The 17,840-nt window shown below is 27.9% G+C and carries 16 protein-coding genes and 1 other annotated feature; of the genes, 5 read left to right on the top strand and 11 right to left on the bottom strand.

Annotation, left to right across the window (positions count from 1 at the left end; genetic code table 11):
• Positions 1-58 precede the first annotated feature (58 nt).
• From HUJ77_RS06955 to HUJ77_RS06930, 6 genes are all read right to left on the bottom strand, one after another.
• Positions 59-313: a DUF6171 family protein gene (locus tag HUJ77_RS06955; RefSeq protein ID WP_291707885.1), complete on the bottom strand. Its 255-nt coding sequence runs from the start codon at positions 311-313 to the stop codon at positions 59-61.
• Between the two features lies 1 nt (position 314).
• Positions 315-1,790, bottom strand: a complete 1,476-nt coding sequence (locus HUJ77_RS06950; protein WP_291707854.1) for an alpha-N-arabinofuranosidase — start codon at positions 1,788-1,790, stop codon at positions 315-317.
• 79 nt (positions 1,791-1,869) lie between these two features.
• Complete coding sequence (araA, locus tag HUJ77_RS06945; protein ID WP_291707853.1) at positions 1,870-3,363, bottom strand: L-arabinose isomerase; 1,494 nt, start codon at positions 3,361-3,363, stop codon at positions 1,870-1,872.
• Between the two features lie 31 nt (positions 3,364-3,394).
• Positions 3,395-4,090, bottom strand: a complete 696-nt coding sequence (locus HUJ77_RS06940) for an L-ribulose-5-phosphate 4-epimerase (RefSeq protein ID WP_291707852.1) — start codon at positions 4,088-4,090, stop codon at positions 3,395-3,397.
• A gap of 9 nt (positions 4,091-4,099) precedes the next feature.
• On the bottom strand, positions 4,100-5,758 hold the full coding sequence (locus HUJ77_RS06935; RefSeq protein WP_291707851.1) for a ribulokinase: 1,659 nt from the start codon (positions 5,756-5,758) through the stop codon (positions 4,100-4,102).
• A gap of 252 nt (positions 5,759-6,010) precedes the next feature.
• Entirely contained in the window at positions 6,011-7,096 is a 1,086-nt protein-coding gene (locus tag HUJ77_RS06930; RefSeq protein WP_291707850.1) for a GntR family transcriptional regulator, read from the bottom strand.
• A gap of 172 nt (positions 7,097-7,268) precedes the next feature.
• On the opposite strand from HUJ77_RS06930, the gene HUJ77_RS06925 reads away from it, so the two are divergent.
• On the top strand, positions 7,269-8,120 hold the full coding sequence (locus HUJ77_RS06925) for a Cof-type HAD-IIB family hydrolase (RefSeq protein ID WP_291707849.1): 852 nt from the start codon (positions 7,269-7,271) through the stop codon (positions 8,118-8,120).
• Between the two features lie 315 nt (positions 8,121-8,435).
• Here HUJ77_RS06925 and HUJ77_RS06920 read toward each other — a convergent pair whose 3' ends face one another.
• A complete protein-coding gene (locus tag HUJ77_RS06920) occupies positions 8,436-8,588 on the bottom strand; it encodes a zinc-ribbon domain-containing protein (protein ID WP_291707848.1) in 153 nt (50 codons plus the stop codon).
• Positions 8,589-8,760: 172 nt separating this feature from the next.
• Positions 8,761-10,413 (bottom strand): glycosyltransferase, encoded by a 1,653-nt coding sequence (locus tag HUJ77_RS06915; protein WP_291707847.1) that lies wholly within the window; start codon positions 10,411-10,413, stop codon positions 8,761-8,763.
• Between the two features lie 159 nt (positions 10,414-10,572).
• Here HUJ77_RS06915 and HUJ77_RS06910 point away from each other — a divergent pair, with 159 nt between their 5' ends.
• The 3 genes from HUJ77_RS06910 to HUJ77_RS06900 all read left to right on the top strand — a co-directional run bounded on the left by HUJ77_RS06910 (position 10,573) and on the right by HUJ77_RS06900 (position 13,853).
• Complete coding sequence (locus tag HUJ77_RS06910; RefSeq protein ID WP_291707846.1) at positions 10,573-12,372, top strand: TPR domain-containing glycosyltransferase; 1,800 nt, start codon at positions 10,573-10,575, stop codon at positions 12,370-12,372.
• Positions 12,373-12,475: 103 nt separating this feature from the next.
• Positions 12,476-12,769, top strand: coding sequence for a hypothetical protein (locus HUJ77_RS06905; RefSeq protein WP_291707845.1), 294 nt, complete (start codon positions 12,476-12,478; stop codon positions 12,767-12,769).
• Between the two features lie 133 nt (positions 12,770-12,902).
• Positions 12,903-13,853, top strand: coding sequence for a DNRLRE domain-containing protein (locus tag HUJ77_RS06900; protein WP_291707844.1), 951 nt, complete (start codon positions 12,903-12,905; stop codon positions 13,851-13,853).
• Positions 13,854-13,949: 96 nt separating this feature from the next.
• On the opposite strand, the gene HUJ77_RS06895 is transcribed toward HUJ77_RS06900, so the two are convergent.
• The gene (locus HUJ77_RS06895; RefSeq protein ID WP_291707843.1) at positions 13,950-14,318 is read right to left on the bottom strand and encodes an ACT domain-containing protein; all 369 of its coding nucleotides are present in this window, start codon (positions 14,316-14,318) and stop codon (positions 13,950-13,952) included.
• A gap of 236 nt (positions 14,319-14,554) precedes the next feature.
• Between HUJ77_RS06895 and HUJ77_RS06890 the strand changes: the two genes are divergently transcribed.
• Positions 14,555-14,788 (top strand): hypothetical protein, encoded by a 234-nt coding sequence (locus tag HUJ77_RS06890; protein ID WP_291707842.1) that lies wholly within the window; start codon positions 14,555-14,557, stop codon positions 14,786-14,788.
• Between the two features lie 98 nt (positions 14,789-14,886).
• Here the strand turns inward: HUJ77_RS06890 and HUJ77_RS06885 are convergent, their stop codons facing one another.
• Together HUJ77_RS06885 and HUJ77_RS06880 are read right to left on the bottom strand one after the other, a co-directional pair.
• Positions 14,887-16,857, bottom strand: coding sequence for a class I tRNA ligase family protein (locus HUJ77_RS06885; protein WP_291707841.1), 1,971 nt, complete (start codon positions 16,855-16,857; stop codon positions 14,887-14,889).
• A 58-nt stretch (positions 16,858-16,915) separates the two neighbouring features.
• Positions 16,916-17,187, bottom strand: a binding site (T-box leader).
• 91 nt (positions 17,188-17,278) lie between these two features.
• Positions 17,279-17,840, bottom strand: a 562-nt coding sequence (locus HUJ77_RS06880) for a Gfo/Idh/MocA family oxidoreductase (RefSeq protein WP_291707840.1), incomplete at its 5' end; no start/stop codon positions are given.

The raw sequence follows: 17,840 nt of genomic DNA, 5'->3' as shown, positions 1-17,840 counted from the left end.
GTATACTAGTGGTACTCAAATTGATATTATTCTTTATATTTAATTAGTATTTATTATTTTACCAATATCTATTTTTATTGGGACAATAATTCTTTTTAACAGCAGCTCTAATTTCAACGAAGCATCCACAAAGCTTGCACATTCCATTTATTAATAGCTCACACTCTTTACATATACTTAATCTTCTTCCATATTCTTCGTTACTAGATCTAATATAATCATCTATTGCAGAAATATATTCTTTCATATGAATATATTCTGCTTCGCTTAAAACTTCATCCATAAGACATCGTCTGCAAAATGGTTTACTCATATTATTCAATAATAAATCTCATAATACTACATTTTGGAATTGTGAAGCTTAGTCCTTTTTCTGTTACTGTGAAATCATTAAATTCTTTAATAGTAACAGTGTTAGGCTCTTCAAATGTATTGCATGCATTCATTTCATTAGTTAATATATTTGCTGTAATCTTTGTAGGTTTTTTACCTAATAATTCTGTGTCTACTTTATAGTCATCAGTAATAGATAAATTATTTATAGTAAAGATTATTCTACCATCTTTATCTACTGAAGCTGATTCATGTAAATTAGGCACTAAATTTTCCTCTTCTAAACCTATTTCTTTAGTTTCGATATAGCTTTCTAATAAAGTTGCTTCTTGGTGAGCCTTATACATATTAAACACATGATATGTTGGTGTTAATATCATATTATCACCTTCTGTTAATATAACAGCTTGTAAAACATTTACCATTTGAGCTATATTAGCCATTCTTACTCTTCTTGAATTTTTATTGAAAATATTTAGATTAATACCTGCAATAAGGGCATCTCTCATAGTGTTTTGTTGATACAAGAATCCTGGATTAGTGCCTGCTTCAACATCATACCAGCTACCCCATTCATCTACAATTAAAGCAACTCTTTCTTCTTTATCATATTTATTCATTATTTTAATATGATTCTTTATAAATTCATCCATTTCAAGAGTTTTCTTTAATGTCTTATACCAAGTTTCATTATCAAAATCTCTAGCATCACCTTTATTATTCCAGCCACCTGGAAAAGTATAATAATGTAAGCTTAATCCGTCCATAAAATTACCAGCAGATTTCATTAGCTCTTCTGTCCATTCATAATCATTATCATGAGGGCCACAAGCTATTTTGTATAATTGATTTCCTGGATAATTTCTGCAATAAGTTTGATATCTTCTATACATATTAGCATAGAATTCTGCTGTCATATTTCCACCACAGCCCCAGTTTTCATTACCTACTCCAAAGTATTTAACCTTCCAAGCTGCTTCATGTCCATTTTCTTTTCTAAGTTCAGCCATTGGTGATATGCCATCAAAGGTTAAATATTCTATCCATTCTGACATTTCTTGAACTGTACCACTACCTAAATTACCATTTATATATGGCTCACATTCAAGTTGTTTGCATAGTTCCATAAACTCATGAGTTCCAAAGCTATTATCTTCTAAAGTTCCACCCCAATGAGTGTTTATAATTTTCTTTCTCTTTTCTTTTGCTCCGATTCCATACTTCCAATGATACTCATCAGCAAAACAGCCACCTGGCCATCTTAAAACTGGTATTTTAATTTCTTTCAGAGCTTGTACTACATCTTTTCTCATACCATTTACATTAGGTATATGAGAATCTTCTCCAACATATATACCTTCATAAATGCATCTTCCTAAGTGTTCTGAAAAGTGTCCATAGATTTCCTTACTTATTTTTGAAAGTTGTTTTTCAGTATTTATCACATATTTTGCCATTTCTTCACCTCTTAAGTTTTATTATTTTAAACCTTATAATTATTTAAATTTGATTTTTGCTACTAAATTCTTAAGCTTATTATTTATTTAACATCCAATAGATACTATTCCACTTTAGCTCATTTGAAAAATCTCTTATATTTGTATTTTTCCCTATAACAACAGTTTCTAAGTCATACATATCGGCAAGGCTACATAATTGTTCTGAATCAACTACATATGAAAATGAAGTGTGATGAGCTCCACCTGCTAATATCCATGCTTCTGCTCCTATTTTTAATGATGGTTCTGGAGTCCATAGAACTCTAGCAACTGGAAGATTAGGTAAATCCTTTTCTACTTCTTTTGCATTTACTTCATTAATTATTAATCTCATTCTTCCACCTAAGTCTACTAAGGAAGAACATATAGCCTTACCTGATTGTCCATTAAATATAAGTCTAGCTGGATCTCCCTTATCTCCAATTGATAAAGGCTTTACATCTATTATTGGCTTATTAGCAGAAATTGTTGGGCAAACCTCTAACATATGAGCTCCTAATATCATTTCGTTACCTGGTTCAAAATGATAAGTGTAATCCTCCATAAATGAAGTTCCAATATTATTTGACATTATCTTCATAAGTCTTACTAAGCCAGCAGTTTTCCAATCTCCTTCTCCACCAAAGCCATATCCTTCTTCCATAAGTCTTTGTACAGCTAAACCTGGTAATTGTTCCATACCATGTAGTACTTGGAAGTTAGTTGTGAAAGCAGTATATTCTCCTTTTTCAAGGAATCTTCTTAGTGCAATTTCTACTTTAGCTTGATATTTTATAGAATCTCTAATTGCACCTTCTACTTGTCCTTCTTTACAAATATCATATTTTTCTTCATAAGCCTTCATTAAATCTTCTATTTCTTCTGACTTAACTTTATCTATTTCTTCTACTAAATCTCCAATTCCAAAAGCATCACAAGTCCATCCAAGCTTTATTGCTGCTTCAACCTTATCGCCTTCAGTTACAGCAACATTTCTCATATTATCATCAAATCTAGCTATTTTTATATTTTGTCCTTCTACAAAGGCAACAGCAACACCCATCCATTTATTTATATCCTTATGAACTTCTTTGTCTTGCCAATGTCCAACTAAAACTTTTCTCTTATTTTTCATTCTTGTATTTATAAATCCAAACTCCCTATCTCCATGAGCTGATTGATTTAAATTCATAAAGTCCATATCTATAGTTTCCCATGGTATATCCCTATTGAATTGAGTGTGGAAGTGAAGTTGTGGCTTGTTTAAAATAGATAAGCCTCTAATCCACATTTTAGCTGGTGAAAATGTATGCATCCATGTAATAATTCCTGCGCAACTTTCATCATTATTTGCTTGCAAACAAACATCATAAATTTCTTTAGGATTTCTAACTGTAGGCTTATAAACTATATTGTATTTTATATCTTCAATTTCATTTAATCCTTCAACGATTTTTTGAGAATCTAAAGCAACTTGATTTAATGTTTCTTCTCCATATAAATCTTGACTACCTGTTACAAACCAAAAATTATATTCTTTTACTTTTAACATATAAAACCCTCCTATTCCTTATTTAAAATGATTATTTTTGACCATAATATGCATTTGAGCCATGCTTTCTAAAGTAATGTTTATCTTGAAGCTCCTTATCTATAGGCGTTATACTATTATTTAAGTTTTCAGTTAAAAGAGCCATTTTTGAAACTTCTTCTAAAACTATTGCATTAGCAACTGCTTTATTTGGAGTTTCTCCCCAAGAAAATGGACCATGGCTTCCAACTATTATTCCTGGAACGCTTAATACTTCTATTTTTCTTGATTCTAAGGTTTCAATTATTACAAAGCCAGTATTTCTTTCATACTCTGTTTTTATTTCTCCATTTGTCAACTTCCTAGTACATGGAACAGGTCCATAGAAAGTATCTGCATGAGTTGTTCCATATGACGGAATGTCTCTTTTAGCCTGTGCCCAAGATGTTGCAAAGGTAGAATGAGTATGAACTATTCCCCCTAAATCAGGATATTTTTTATATAGTTCTATATGGGTAATGGTATCTGATGAAGGTCTTAAGTTTCCTTCTACTGTATTACCTTCTAAATCTACAACTACCATATCCTCTTCTTTCATATTTTCATAGCTTACACCGCTTGGCTTTATAACTACTAATCCTTTTTCTCTATCTATTCCACTAACATTTCCCCAAGTTAAAACTACTAGGTTATTATTAACTAGAGCTAAATTTGCTTCAAAAACTTCCTTTTTTAATGCTTCTAACATATTTACCTCCTAAAGTTTTCTCATTTTCTTTAGATCCTTCATCACATCGTTTTCACCTCTACCAAAGTAATCATGTAATCTATCATAATGAAAATAAATTTTTGAGTAAACTTCTACATTCTTTTCTATAGGTGTTATTACTTCATCTAATAATTTAGGAATAACTCTTGCAGCTTCCTCTATTGATTCAAATCCACCATTTTCTTTTCCTGCTACAACCGCACCAAACATAGCAGATCCTAAGGCTGGTGTTTGAGTAGATTTAGAAATTCTTATTGGAAGATTTGTTACATCTGCATAAATTTGAATAAGCATTCTATTTTTTTGTGGTAAACCTCCACAAACATATAATTCATTTATTTCAATACCGTGCTCTACAAAAGTATCTACTATCTTTTTATGTCCATAAGCTGTAGATTCAATTAAAGCTCTATAAATTTCCTCTGGTTTAGTATTTAAATTTAATCCTAATATAAGCCCAGTTAAATCTGTATCTACTAAAACTGTTCTATTACCATTAAGCCAATCTAAAGCTAAAAGTCCTGAATCTCCTGGATTTAATTTTTCTGCCTTCTTTGTTAAAAACTGATGTATATTCATTCCTAGCTTGTCCGCTTCATTTAAATAGGATTGTGGTACACAATTATTAACAAACCATGCAAAAATATCGCCAACGGCTGATTGTCCAGCTTCATATCCGTAAAGACCTGGTATTATACCATCTTCTACATAGCCACAAATTCCTGGAACGACAACTTCTTTATCTGATAAAACCATACTACAAGTAGAAGTACCCATTATCATAACCATTTTTCCAGGTTCAGTAACTCCCATAGCAGGAACAGCAACATGAGCATCTACATTAGCTATAGCTATTGGCATTCCAACCTTTAGACCGAATTTCTTTGCCATTTCTTCAGTTAATTCCCCTGCCTTTTCTCCTAAACTTGTAACTTCACAATCATATTTATCTTCAAATAAATTTTCAAGTCTACTATCCAAAGCTTTTAGGAATTCTTTTCTTGGGAATCCTTCTTGTTTATGCCACACTGCCTTATAGCCAGCTGTACAACTATTTCTAGTTTCTTTACCTGTAAGCTGCATTATAACCCAATCAGTAGCTTCTATAAATTTATCAGTAGCATCATAAACTTCTGGATCTTCATTTAATACTTGCCATACCTTTGGAATAAACCATTCAGAAGAAATTTTTCCACCATATCTACTTATAAATTTTTCTCCCATATTATTTGCTATTTCATTTAATTTATTTGCTTCATCTTGAGCTGCATGATGTTTCCATAGCTTAACATAGGCATGGGGATTGCTTTTAAATTCTTCTAAATAACAAAGAGGAGTACCATCTTTTTTCATAGGTAATATTGTACATGCTGTAAAATCAATTCCAAGCCCTATAATATCTTCTGCATCTACACCAGATTTTTCAATTATCTTTGGAATAATACAATCTAATACATCAATGTAATCTTTTGGATGCTGAAGTGCCCAAAAAGGCTCTAATTTTTTACCACAAGGAAGTGCTTCTGTCATTACAACATGAGGATAGGTCATCATTTCTGATATAACTTCTTCCCCTGTATCAACATTAAGAAGTAATGCTCTTGCAGATTCAGTACCATAATCAACTCCTATAGAATATTTACTCATAAATTCCCTCCATTTTACATATATAATATAAAATATTTTAGCAAATTAGTGCGTACAATTATACTCTCAATATAAATGTTACGTACAATTTCATAATAGCAAATAAAGTATCTATTGTAAACATTTAAAGTTACTTATTTTTGCACTTTTAAAAATATTTTTGACATAAAAAATACACCTCCAAATGTTAAATATTATGTCTAACATTTGGGGTGCACTTCATTTTACATTGTGCGACAGCACCTATAATTATTACTTATTTATATTTTTAACACTATCCCTTTTCACAATTACCGGCTCATATACATATTTAATTTCATTTTTTTCTTTATTAATAAGTGAAATCAACATTTCTGCCGCCTTCTTACCCATTTCTTCTTTAGGATGATTTATAGTAGTTATTCCATAATCTAATATTTCTGAAATAGTTTCATCATTATCATATCCTACTATAGATAAATCCTCTGGTATTTTTAATCCTAGCTCTTTAGCTACTTTGATTACTTTAATAGCTGTTTTATCGTTATAACAAATTATAGCTGAAGGTCTATTATCTCTGCTTAATACATTTTTAGCAAAGGCATATACATAGAAATCCTCTTCATAAGTTTTGAAGTTTCCTATTATTGTACTATCAATTTCTATTTTATTTTCTTCTAAAGCTTTTAAATATCCATTTTTACGTTCTAAGCCTTGCAAATCATCTTCTTTAAATATTCCTGAAATCTTTCTATGACCTAAACTAATTAAGTAATTACAAAGATCATAAGCACCTTTTTCATCATCTATTATTACATATGATTGACTTTCTTTATTATAGGTTGCATTTATCATTAAATAAGGTATGTTATTTTTATCTATTTCTTTATATAAATCTTCATTACTATTTCCTAAAGCACTGGCTGTAGGCTCAATTATTGCCCCAGCTACATCATAATCTAATAATTTTTTTAACTGCTCTCTTTCTTTATCTTTTTCATTATTAGTGTTTAATAATAATATATCATACCCCTTGTCATTCAATTCCTTTTGTATACCTTTAATTAAATGAGGGAATATATATTCAGATATATATGTAGTTATTACAATAACAAGCTTACTATGTGTTTTTTTCGATTTATTTAATTCCTTAGCATACGCTCCCTTACTCTTTTCTCTATAAATATAGCCTTCCTTTTCCAGCTCTACTATAGATTGTCTTACAGTATGCCTACTTACAGAAAAAATTTCCCCTATTTCTTGTTCAGTTGGTAGTTTATCATTCTCTTTTATTTCTCCTGACAAGATTTTATCTCTATAAAATTCAAATATTTCAATGTATTTTATTACTTTTTCCATTTTCAACTACCTTTCTTATATTGTACATACAATTATATTATATCATTAAAGTTAATTGCAATTATTATTTAAATTTTAATGTATAAATATTTGTTGTAATTATTTATATAATCTATTCCCTTATTTAAAAAGTATAGTATAATTTATATAAAAAACATAAGGAGTAAAATATATGCACAATATAAAAGTAATTATTATGGATGTAGATGGTACACTAACAAACAGCAAAAAAGTAATAACTGATAAAACAAGAAACGCACTAATTAAAGCTCAAGACTTAGGTATAAAATTAGTTTTAGCTTCTGGAAGACCGACATCTGGATTATTAGATTTAGCTAAGGAATTAAAAATGGATGAAAATAACGGTTTGTTAGTATCCTTTAATGGATCAAAAGTAGTTGATTGTGAAAATAATAAAGTTTTATTTGATGAAACTATGAGCATTGAAGAAGGACAAGCAGTTCTTGAACATATGAAAAATTTTAAGGTTAAGCCTATGATAGATAAAGATGATTATATGTACGTTAATGACGTATTTGATAATAGTATAAATTACAAAGGTAAACCCTTTAACATAATTCAATATGAATCTCGTGGTGGCAAGTTTAAGTTATGTGAAAAGGATGATTTAGCTGCTTTTGCTGATTACCCATTAAATAAAATATTAACTGCTGGAGATCCTGAATATTTACAAGCTAATTATAAAGAAATGATGGAACCCTTTAAAGATACTTTAAATTGCATGTTTACAGCAGATTTCTTCTTTGAATTTACTGCCAAAGGAATTGATAAAGCAAGAGCTATAGATAGTGTATTAATTCCTATGGGATATAAAAGAGAAGAAATTATTGCCTTTGGGGATGGTCATAATGATGCTTCCATTGTTAAATATGCTGGTATAGGAATTGCTATGGATAATGCAGTAGATGATTTAAAAGCTATAGCTGATGAAGTAACTTTATCCAATGAAGAAGATGGCATTGCCTATACTTTAAGCAAACACATTAACGGTATAGAGTTTTAAATTATAGAAATTATAAATATTTAGAGAAATAATATTTTAAGGGTTTCCCTTAGGATATTAATGAATCCTAGAAATAAAAGGAGCTGTGTCACCTTCCAAATTAATAATTTGGTATTGTGCTTCAGCTCCTAATTACTTATAAACTTGGATAATAATGTGATGGTAACATTTCTGAATGAGTATAAACATCTATGCGGGTACCTTCTGTTAAAGAAAATTTCTAAATGATTTTAAAATGGATTTTAAATTTAATTTTTTTACTATATAAAATTAAAAAAGGTTGTAGTATAAACTACAACCTTCAACAATCTAAAATTATCTTCTATTTTGTTCTTTTCTAGCTCTTCTGCAAGATACGCATCTTGTTGGTTCGTTATCGAATCCTTTTTCTTTATAGAATTCTTGTTCTCCTACTGAAAATATGAATTCACTTCCGCAATCTCTGCATGTTAATGTTTTATCTGACATATATATTCCTCCTAAAATTAAAGATTCTAATTTGATATAATAATCTCTAATTTTCGAGAAACTAATTATCCAAATGAAACTTTTTTTGTTAGCAATTTTTGCTACTCTCTTATAGTAACATACTATTTATTTAAGTGCAACCTTTTTATTTTATTTTTTACATAGTTTATCTTTAAATGCCTTTATTTTCATTTACTATACTTACTAAATACTTTTCTAGTTTGATAATAACATTATCTACATTAAATTTTAATGCAGTTTCTCTCCCTCTCTTAACTAATGATTTTATTAACTCTTCCTCAGTCAATACAGAAATCACTAAAGAAGCTAATGAATTTGAGTCGTATACATCTGCAACTAATCCATTATAGCCATGAGAAATAAATTCATTTATTCCACCACAGTTAGTTGTTATTACAGGAACTCCTGATGCCATAGCCTCTAAAGGGGGCATACCAAAGCCTTCATATACTGAAGTAAATAATAATAAATCTGATTTTCTATAATACTCTGCTAAATCCTTTTGAGAAGGCTTTTCTATAAAATTAATTGGAAAGCTAACAACTTTCATTTGTGGAACCCTTTGACATACCCAATTTACATTAAATCTATACCCCTTATTCCAAACTCCTTGTAATGTTTGCATTGCTGTATTAAAGTCTTTAAATTTTAAACCAGGATGTCCTACTAATAGTATAGAGTTATTAAATTTATGAGTTTCTGGATAGTATAAATCAGTATCTATAAAATCAGGTATTATATATGATTCCCTATTATATCTTGCTTTTAATACTTTACTTATAGTTTCTGATACACTAGCTAAGTAAAAATCACAACTAAAAATCTTTAATAGTTCTTCTCTATAAGGATGTTTAGATGATAAATCTCCATAATCACCAAAAAGGAATTCATTTCCTTGCTCCCAGTAAACTACTGGTATTGTACTGTCTTTCAATTCATATATTTGGTTGAAAAATCCACATACTATAACATCACATTTATTTATATAGTCTCTATATGGTTTATCTAATGGAACTAAAATACCTTCATCTATTTTTATATCAAACCAATCAGGAATAACATTCTCTCCTTCTTTACCTCTAAAAAAGACAGATATTTTATGACCTCTATTTTTCAATGCTTTTATTTGCGATAAAAGCATCTTTAATCCTCCTGTCAAAGACTTATGAGGAAGTATATATCCTATAGATAGTTTATTATTATCTATATTATTTTCATTTATTTTAATTGTAGGATTATTTTTATTATTTATATCTTTTTTAGGAAATAACTGAAATAACTCTGCAAAATTGTATCCAATTTCAACTTCTTTATAGGAAAAATCATAGTTTATAAAATCTATAATAGACCATTTACTTTTATGGGCTTCATACTTGTTACCTAAATACTCCTCTTGCTCTGCTGGATATCTTGGTGTAGATATGATTAATGACTTATTAACATGCTTCATAAGTTCATTAATAAATTTCTTACCCTCTTCTTTTTCAAAATGTTCTAATACATCTATAAGTAATATGCAATCATACTTTGGAAGTTTCTTTATTACTTCACTTGCATCACCATAATATATCTTGTTATATATATAATCATGTATAGGATTCTTATATTTTTCAAAGGCTTCTATTCCATCAATATTTATTAACCATTGATCCTTTCTATATCTCTCAAAAGGTAAATCAAGAACTTCCCTTATTATTAAACCATATTTTCCAAATCCTACTCCTATATCTAAAATTGAATTTGGCTTTTCCTTTAGTATTTCATCTAAAATACTAGGAATTGCTTGGTAGAAGCTTGTAGGCATCTTATTAATTCTCCTTTATAATTACAATTTTTCACTAATACCTATAATATACTTAGGAGGTTTTTTTGCTACAATCCATTAGAACAATAGCCTAATTAAATCATATATTACTATATACTGTTAAAAATTTATTTTCTTAATTACAAGGAGATTAGTAATATGTCATTAAGTTTATGTATGATTGTTAAAAATGAAGAAAATGCATTATCTCGATGTCTAGAAAGTGTTAAAGACATAGTAGATGAAATTATATTAGTTGACACTGGTTCTACAGATAATACACTTGAAATAGCTAAGAGTTATGGAGCAAAAGTATTTTATTATAAATGGGATAACAGCTTTGCAAACGCTAGAAATTATTCGCTAAGCAAAGCTACAAAAGATTGGATACTAATTATGGATGCTGACGATGAATTAGTAGAAGAAGATAAAAGTAAGGTAGTATTACTTATTAATAATGAAGAAAATAAGTTAAATGCCTATTTCGGAGAGACACTTAGTTACTCTGGAGAACTAAAAAATTATAATATATATTCTAATTTAAATATTAGGTTTGTAAGAAATGGTAAAGGTTATAAATTTACTGGTGACATCCATGAACAAATTACACCTGGTAGTGAAGATGCAAAAAAACAAGTATTTTTGGGATTGGTTGATATAAGGTTTTATCATTATGGATACCTTAATGAAACTATAATTGAAAAAGATAAAAGAAAAAGAAACATGTCTATAATTGAAAATATGCTAAAGAATGATCCAAATAATACTTTTATGCTTTATAATATGGGGGTTGAGTACTCTGCTAAAGGAGAATACTCTGAAGCATTAAAGTATTTAAATAAAGCATATAACAATTTTACTCCTACAGCTGGCTTTGGCTCAAAATTAATTTTAAAAATGATTTCATGCAATGAGTATCTAAACAACCTAAATGAATGTTTAAAATTAATTGAAGCTGGACAAAAGTATTACCCTTCCTGCACTGAATATGAATTCTGCAAAGCAAATATATTTTATAAAAAACGGAAGTATTTATCAGCTATTGAATCTGCTAAAAAATGTATATCTATGGGTGAGTCCCCTGTTTTACTAAGAGAAATTTCAGGTATTGCTACCTATAAACCATATTATCTTTTAGGCATTATTGCATATGATCTTAGCCACTATGATGATGCTTATGAATATTTAAATAAAGCACTTAAAATAAATAGCAAGTTAACTGATGCCTTTTTTAAAATTTCTGAAATATTATTTAGAAATAATACAGAACTTAAAGAAATACAAAATAGATTAGAAAGTTACTTTGATACTATAGATGAAGATACGGCTTTTTTACTATCAAAAGCATTTTATTCTCAAAATGAATTTGGCTTAGCTTATTATTATATTAATAATATAAACTCCTCTGTAGAAAATAATCAAAAACTTTCTTTTTATAAAGGTATTTATTTATACTATTTAAAAAATTATAAAGAAGCTTTAGAAAACTTGTATAAAGTAACTGACGAAGAATATTTAAATACTTCAACTTACTGTAGCATCTTATGTGCTCTATTTGCTAAAAAATATGAAGAGGTTGATAATTTAATTAATGTTGCTAAAAGCTTTAATGAACCAGAAGATATTATAATTTATAATAGCTTTATATCATTAATTAAAGGTAATTCAGATGCGATATTAGAAGTTAATATTAACTCTGAAAGCTTATTACAAGCTATTTTTAATCTTTTGGAGGTTCTTTTAAAAGGAAATTGCCTTGATGAATTTAATAAAGCTTTAGTGCTTCTTAACCATTTTAGTGATGATAGTATCTCTTTAAATCTAGGTAAATTATATTATAAATATGGATACTTAGATTTTTCTTATAAAGAGTTTATTAAATCTATTAAATTAAATGAAAAAATAGATAGTACTTCACTATCTATAATGAATTCAATCCTTTCAATAAAAAAATCTTAAATCCCCCTATATTACTTAATGTTTATAGCACATTCGTTAACGTAATATCATATCTTATCATAGAGTACTTGTTATTCAAATAAAATTATGGAGATGATATTAAATGGCATTTAATGCTAACTTTGATAGTCCTCAAACTGCATCTGGAAGATATGTTAGTATCATTGGTACAGTTCCAGCTAATACTGCATTTATAGAAGTTATGCAAATAACAGTTTCTAGATATGAATCTGGTTTTGAACATTTTTATCTAACAAAAGAATATGTTAATACAACTAGTACACCAAGTGCTATTAGTGAAAGTATTGCAATTGCTGCAATCCCTATAATTTCTGATTCGGATGTAGTTACCTTTACTTCATTCGGTGCTATCATAGGTGAAGTAGACATTCAATAAAAATAAATTTTTAAAATCTTATACTAAAGAAACGATATATAAATAATTCTAAAATGAGTTTTAATGAAATATCATATAATTAATAAATCATTGAAACTCATTTTTTAGTATATCTATATCATGAGGTGATAAAATGGCAAATATAATTATTCCAGCATTAAAGAGTATTACTGTTAGCAATAAATGTCCAAATAAAAGTATAAATGAAAATATAATAACAATAGGTACTAATAATAATGCTAATTATTATAGTTATTTATTTTTTGATGTATCATCTCTACCTTCTGATATTAGAATATCTAGTGCAGAGCTTGTACTTTTTAAAACTGATAACTTCTTCAATAATAATGAAGAAAAATTATCAATAAGTCCTCTAACAGACTACTTTAGTACCTACACAACATATAATAATGCTCCAAATTATGATCATTATTCAAAAATAAATTTTTATCCCCTAACATCTAAAGTTGCTGTTACAGTAAATATAACTAATATAGTTTCTGGATGGATAAGAAATAGACCAAGTAATAAAGGTATAATTATCTATGGAAGAAATAAAGGTACTATTGTAACTTTTGGGTCAGTAAAAAGTGATGATACTTATCTAATTCCATTTCTAAAAGTCTATTATGAAAAAATTAATCCTAACAAGCATAATAAAATCTTATGTAAATATGGTAATAATGAAAATTGTAATGATGATTTTATTAAAATAAGCAAAAAGGAATTAGAAGAACTATTATCTAAGATTTGTAAGGATGTATGTTGTAATAATCCTTATCCACCTTCACCACCTGCACCTACACCAACCCAAAATCACAGTACAATTGTAGATGTAGATGTTACTGGGAATGTAGCTCCTTATTCAGTATATAATATTATTATAGAAGTAGAGGTTACAAGAGCTATAACTGGACAAAAAGATTATTACTATACATCTGATGTTTATATTAATTCATTAAACTCTAATAGTTTACCTATAAAAAAATCCTATAAAATTGCAGTAATACCTGAGATTCAGGTTGAAGATAGCCAATCAATAAATATCTTTTGTTCCTATAATGGCCCTGTTATAAATTCTTAGAAAATACATAAAACATGTACTAAAAATTAATTACATGTTTATTTGATTTATTTATTAAGTTTTATTAATTAGGGCCTTTTTCTTATTAATTAAATATTATCTTATTATTACATATCCATTGTTTTCAAGAACTGCTATTGATTTTTCAAAGTTCTCTTCTTTAGTTAATATATAATCTGTATTGTATGTTGATACTGCAAATATTCCAATTTTATTTTCAGCTAATAATGTAGATATTTTTGATAATATACCTATAAGTGAAAAGTCTAATAAACCTTGTATTCTAAAGGCTTTCCATCCATTATCACATTCAATTGTATTTTTAGGTACCAAAGCTGTGCTACATACTAATGATAATTCTTCATCTGTCTTTCCTATAAAACAAAATTCATCTGAATAATTTACTTCTGATAAATCCTTTACTTTACAAATTGAAAAATCTTGATTTATTATTTTTATCTCCATCTATTGTTCTCCTTTTATCTTATATTTTCTAATATATTAAATTATTTTCTACTATATATAGTAGAATTATAAAATGAAATATTTATAGTTATTATATCATAGCTAAACATATAACAATAATATTCAATATGGTAAATACACTTATATTTATATAGTTATTTTTACTTTAAATTAAAAGATAAATATAATATTATAGTTAATGAGACTTAAATATCTATACAATTTGGAGGGAAATTATGAAACAAGGACAAGAAAAGTTTTTAGAATTTATTTTAGAAAGAGTTCAAGAAGATAAGGTTAATGAAGCAAAATCTTTATTATCTGAAAGCTTTAAGAAACAAACAGATGGTACTTTTTCAAAGGAGTATATTATGGAATTTATTCCTAAGATGATTTCTTTATTAAAAGCTGATAAAGTGGAAGAAGTTAAGGCGATTATGGAGCAATTCGCTAAAAATATAAATAATTAAGTTATATATAAATAGGTATAACAAGGCTACATCAAGTTTTTTATAATTTTGATGCAGCCTTATATTTTATAAATCTATTTTTTTATAAATCTATTTTTTTATAAAAATTGATGTTCCATTTTTTCAAAGAAATCAACTTTAGGTTCAAGAAATTTAAATTTATGAGTATCACCATCTTCAAAATAAGATTCTAAAGGTTCAAATATTTTATCCCAATTCCATAACTCATCACTAATATTTAAATAGTCCTTAAACATTTCACAGCCTTCTGGTGCTATAGGATGTATTAATATTGCTATAACCTTACAAGCATAAAAACAGTCTGCTAGTACAATTCTTTTTAACTCTTCTTTTTTAGAATTATTAACCCAATACTTATTAATTTCTCTTATATAGTCATCAAGAACATAGGATATTCTATGAAAATCTTGATTATACATATGTCTTTCATATTCAAATACAGCTTTTTCTGTTAAGACTTTAATTTTTTCACTTACCTCTTCTCTAGGAATATTTTCATTTAAGCTTTGTAAAGTATAAAAACATGAACGAATAAGTCTATTAAAGACATTTGTTAATAAGTTTCCTTCTTTTAATACTGGGTCTGCTCCATTCTTTTCATCTTCCTTCATATATACTTGAGGTTTAAATCCAACACTTTTTGAAGATAATCCTAAACTCATAAAATGCATACGCAATTGATCACTAGTGTAATAATTTAATAATTCGTCTGCCATTGGTGGTTTAACATCTGAACTACTACTTGCCTTCTTATCCATAAATAAAATATGCTTATTAGGAACTACATGTGGTAGTTTAATATCACTAATATTTGCATTTTTTCCTTTAGGTGTTTTTAATCCAATTAGTATAGCCATTTCAGCAATTGAATAAAAATATATATTATCTTCACCTATAAATTGATATACCATAGAGTTTTTATCTTGCCACCAACTATGCCACTCTTTAGAATTCTCTCCTATTGATTCTAAGTATGTCCTTATAAAAGAAATTGGTGCCCATAATGATTCGGGCCATACCCAGAAGGTAAGATTTTTTAAATCATCCTTATCTGGTACTTTTACTCCCCAAGAGATATTTCCTGATAGTCTAAAAGGAACTAAAGTCTTGCCACTAGTATAATGAATATTTAAATTGTCTAGCTTTTCTTTTGCTTTATCTCTATCTTCTAAATTATCAAAGATAAATGTTATTGAAGATTTATTTTCTTCATTTATAGTCTTATGGCTAGGAAGAATATCTTCTAGGTTATTAAGATCATCGATATATTTTTTAGGAACGTATATCATTGGATCTTTTAAAAATTCATCTATAGCCTTTATTTCAAACTTTCTTCTATTAGTATTTTTCTTTAAAAACTCATTTAGCTCCTTCATAATATCTAAAGAATCATCTAATGTAAAATACCAATTATCTACGTTTTTTAATATTGGTTTCTTTCCTGATAATGTGCTAATAGGATTAATTAATTCTGAAGACATATATTGATGTCCTAATGAGCATTCATCTCCATAGGCTTTATCTGAATTACAGCCAGCAATTGGACATTTTCCAATTACTTGTCTTCCATTAAGAAAAGTTTTCTTATCCTCATCATAAAATTGTAATGCAGATAACTTTTTTATATAGCCATTTTTAAATAAAATATTAAATATTTCTTCTGAAACTTCACTATGGACTTCTCCAGATCTTCCAAAGGCTGAAGCACCAAATAAGTCTAAGCTAATTTTATAATCCTCTAAAGTTTTCTTTTGTGATATATGATTTTCTTTAACATACTCTTCTATAGTTTTGTTGTATCCATTTTCTTTTAGTTTTCGATAACTTTCAAGAATAGGAGATCCATAGCAGTCTGTTCCAGATACAAAAATAACATTATCTTTCCCTATTCTATCCCTTAGAAATCTTGCAAATATATCTGCATGAATAAACATTCCACCAATATGACCAAAGTGAAGATTTTTATTACCATAAGGCATTCCAGCAGTAATTACAGCTTTCTTAGGGAATATTGGTCTTTCGTTTTTTTCTAGTCTTTTACTAATCATTTTCATTACCCCTTTGTAATTATTTTAAAAAACAAAAAGCCCCTGTAGAACTATATTCTACAGGGGCAAAACTTACATTTCACGATACCACCCTTTTTTCCTAAAATGTCACCATTTTAGGCTCTTCAAGTACACCATCTACCTTTTCTAGGTTGAATCATACTCTAGTTCTGTAACGTGAACTTACGTCATAGCATCACTTATAACAAATATTATAAGATCCGTATGCAGCTCCGAGGCTTGTTTCATTATGATTTCATAGTTTCCTTCCACCAAGCAGAAACTCTCTGTGTATTCATTCATAATTACTCTTCTCTTCATAGCTTTTATTATTTTTAACATTATATATAAAATAATTATAAGTGTCAATTATCTAATAAAAAATATTTTATTATTTTTTATTTTTTGACAAATTAATCATTTATTCAAATGGATATACTAAGCCTATTTGATTTTTTACTTCATCCATTATTTTAGCTAATTCCAATGTGTTTTTATGAGAAGCTACATCACTTTCTAAAGCATTATTCATAATGCATTTATTTGCTTCTTCTATTTCATGTTTATATCCAGCTTCTTCATATTCATCTACATATTTTTCAGTTTTATCTTCACTGTATAAATATGCTTCCTTTGACATCCAAAACTTTGGGATAACTATCTTTCCCTTTTCTCCATATATAACTGCGTCATTATCTGTATTTAATGTAATTGAACATGTTAAAGATGCCATTATTTCATCCTCATATTTTAAAGTTATAACATCACGTTCATCTACATTAGTTTCTGTAAATTCAGCAATTGCCTTTATTTCTTTTGGATAGCTGTTTGCTATATACTTAGAAAATAAAATTGGATAAATACCAACATCTAATAATGCTCCCCCAGCTAAATTAGGATTATATAATCTTGAATTTATATCATATTCACTTCTAAATCCTAAATTGGCTGTAATTAATTTAACTTTACCTATTTTATCTTTC

Source organism: Clostridium sp. (assembly GCF_021443865.1).
Classification (GTDB): domain Bacteria; phylum Bacillota; class Clostridia; order Clostridiales; family Clostridiaceae; genus Clostridium.
The sequence above is the reverse complement of the archived record's forward strand: the minus strand, read 5'-3'. Positions and strand labels throughout refer to the sequence as shown.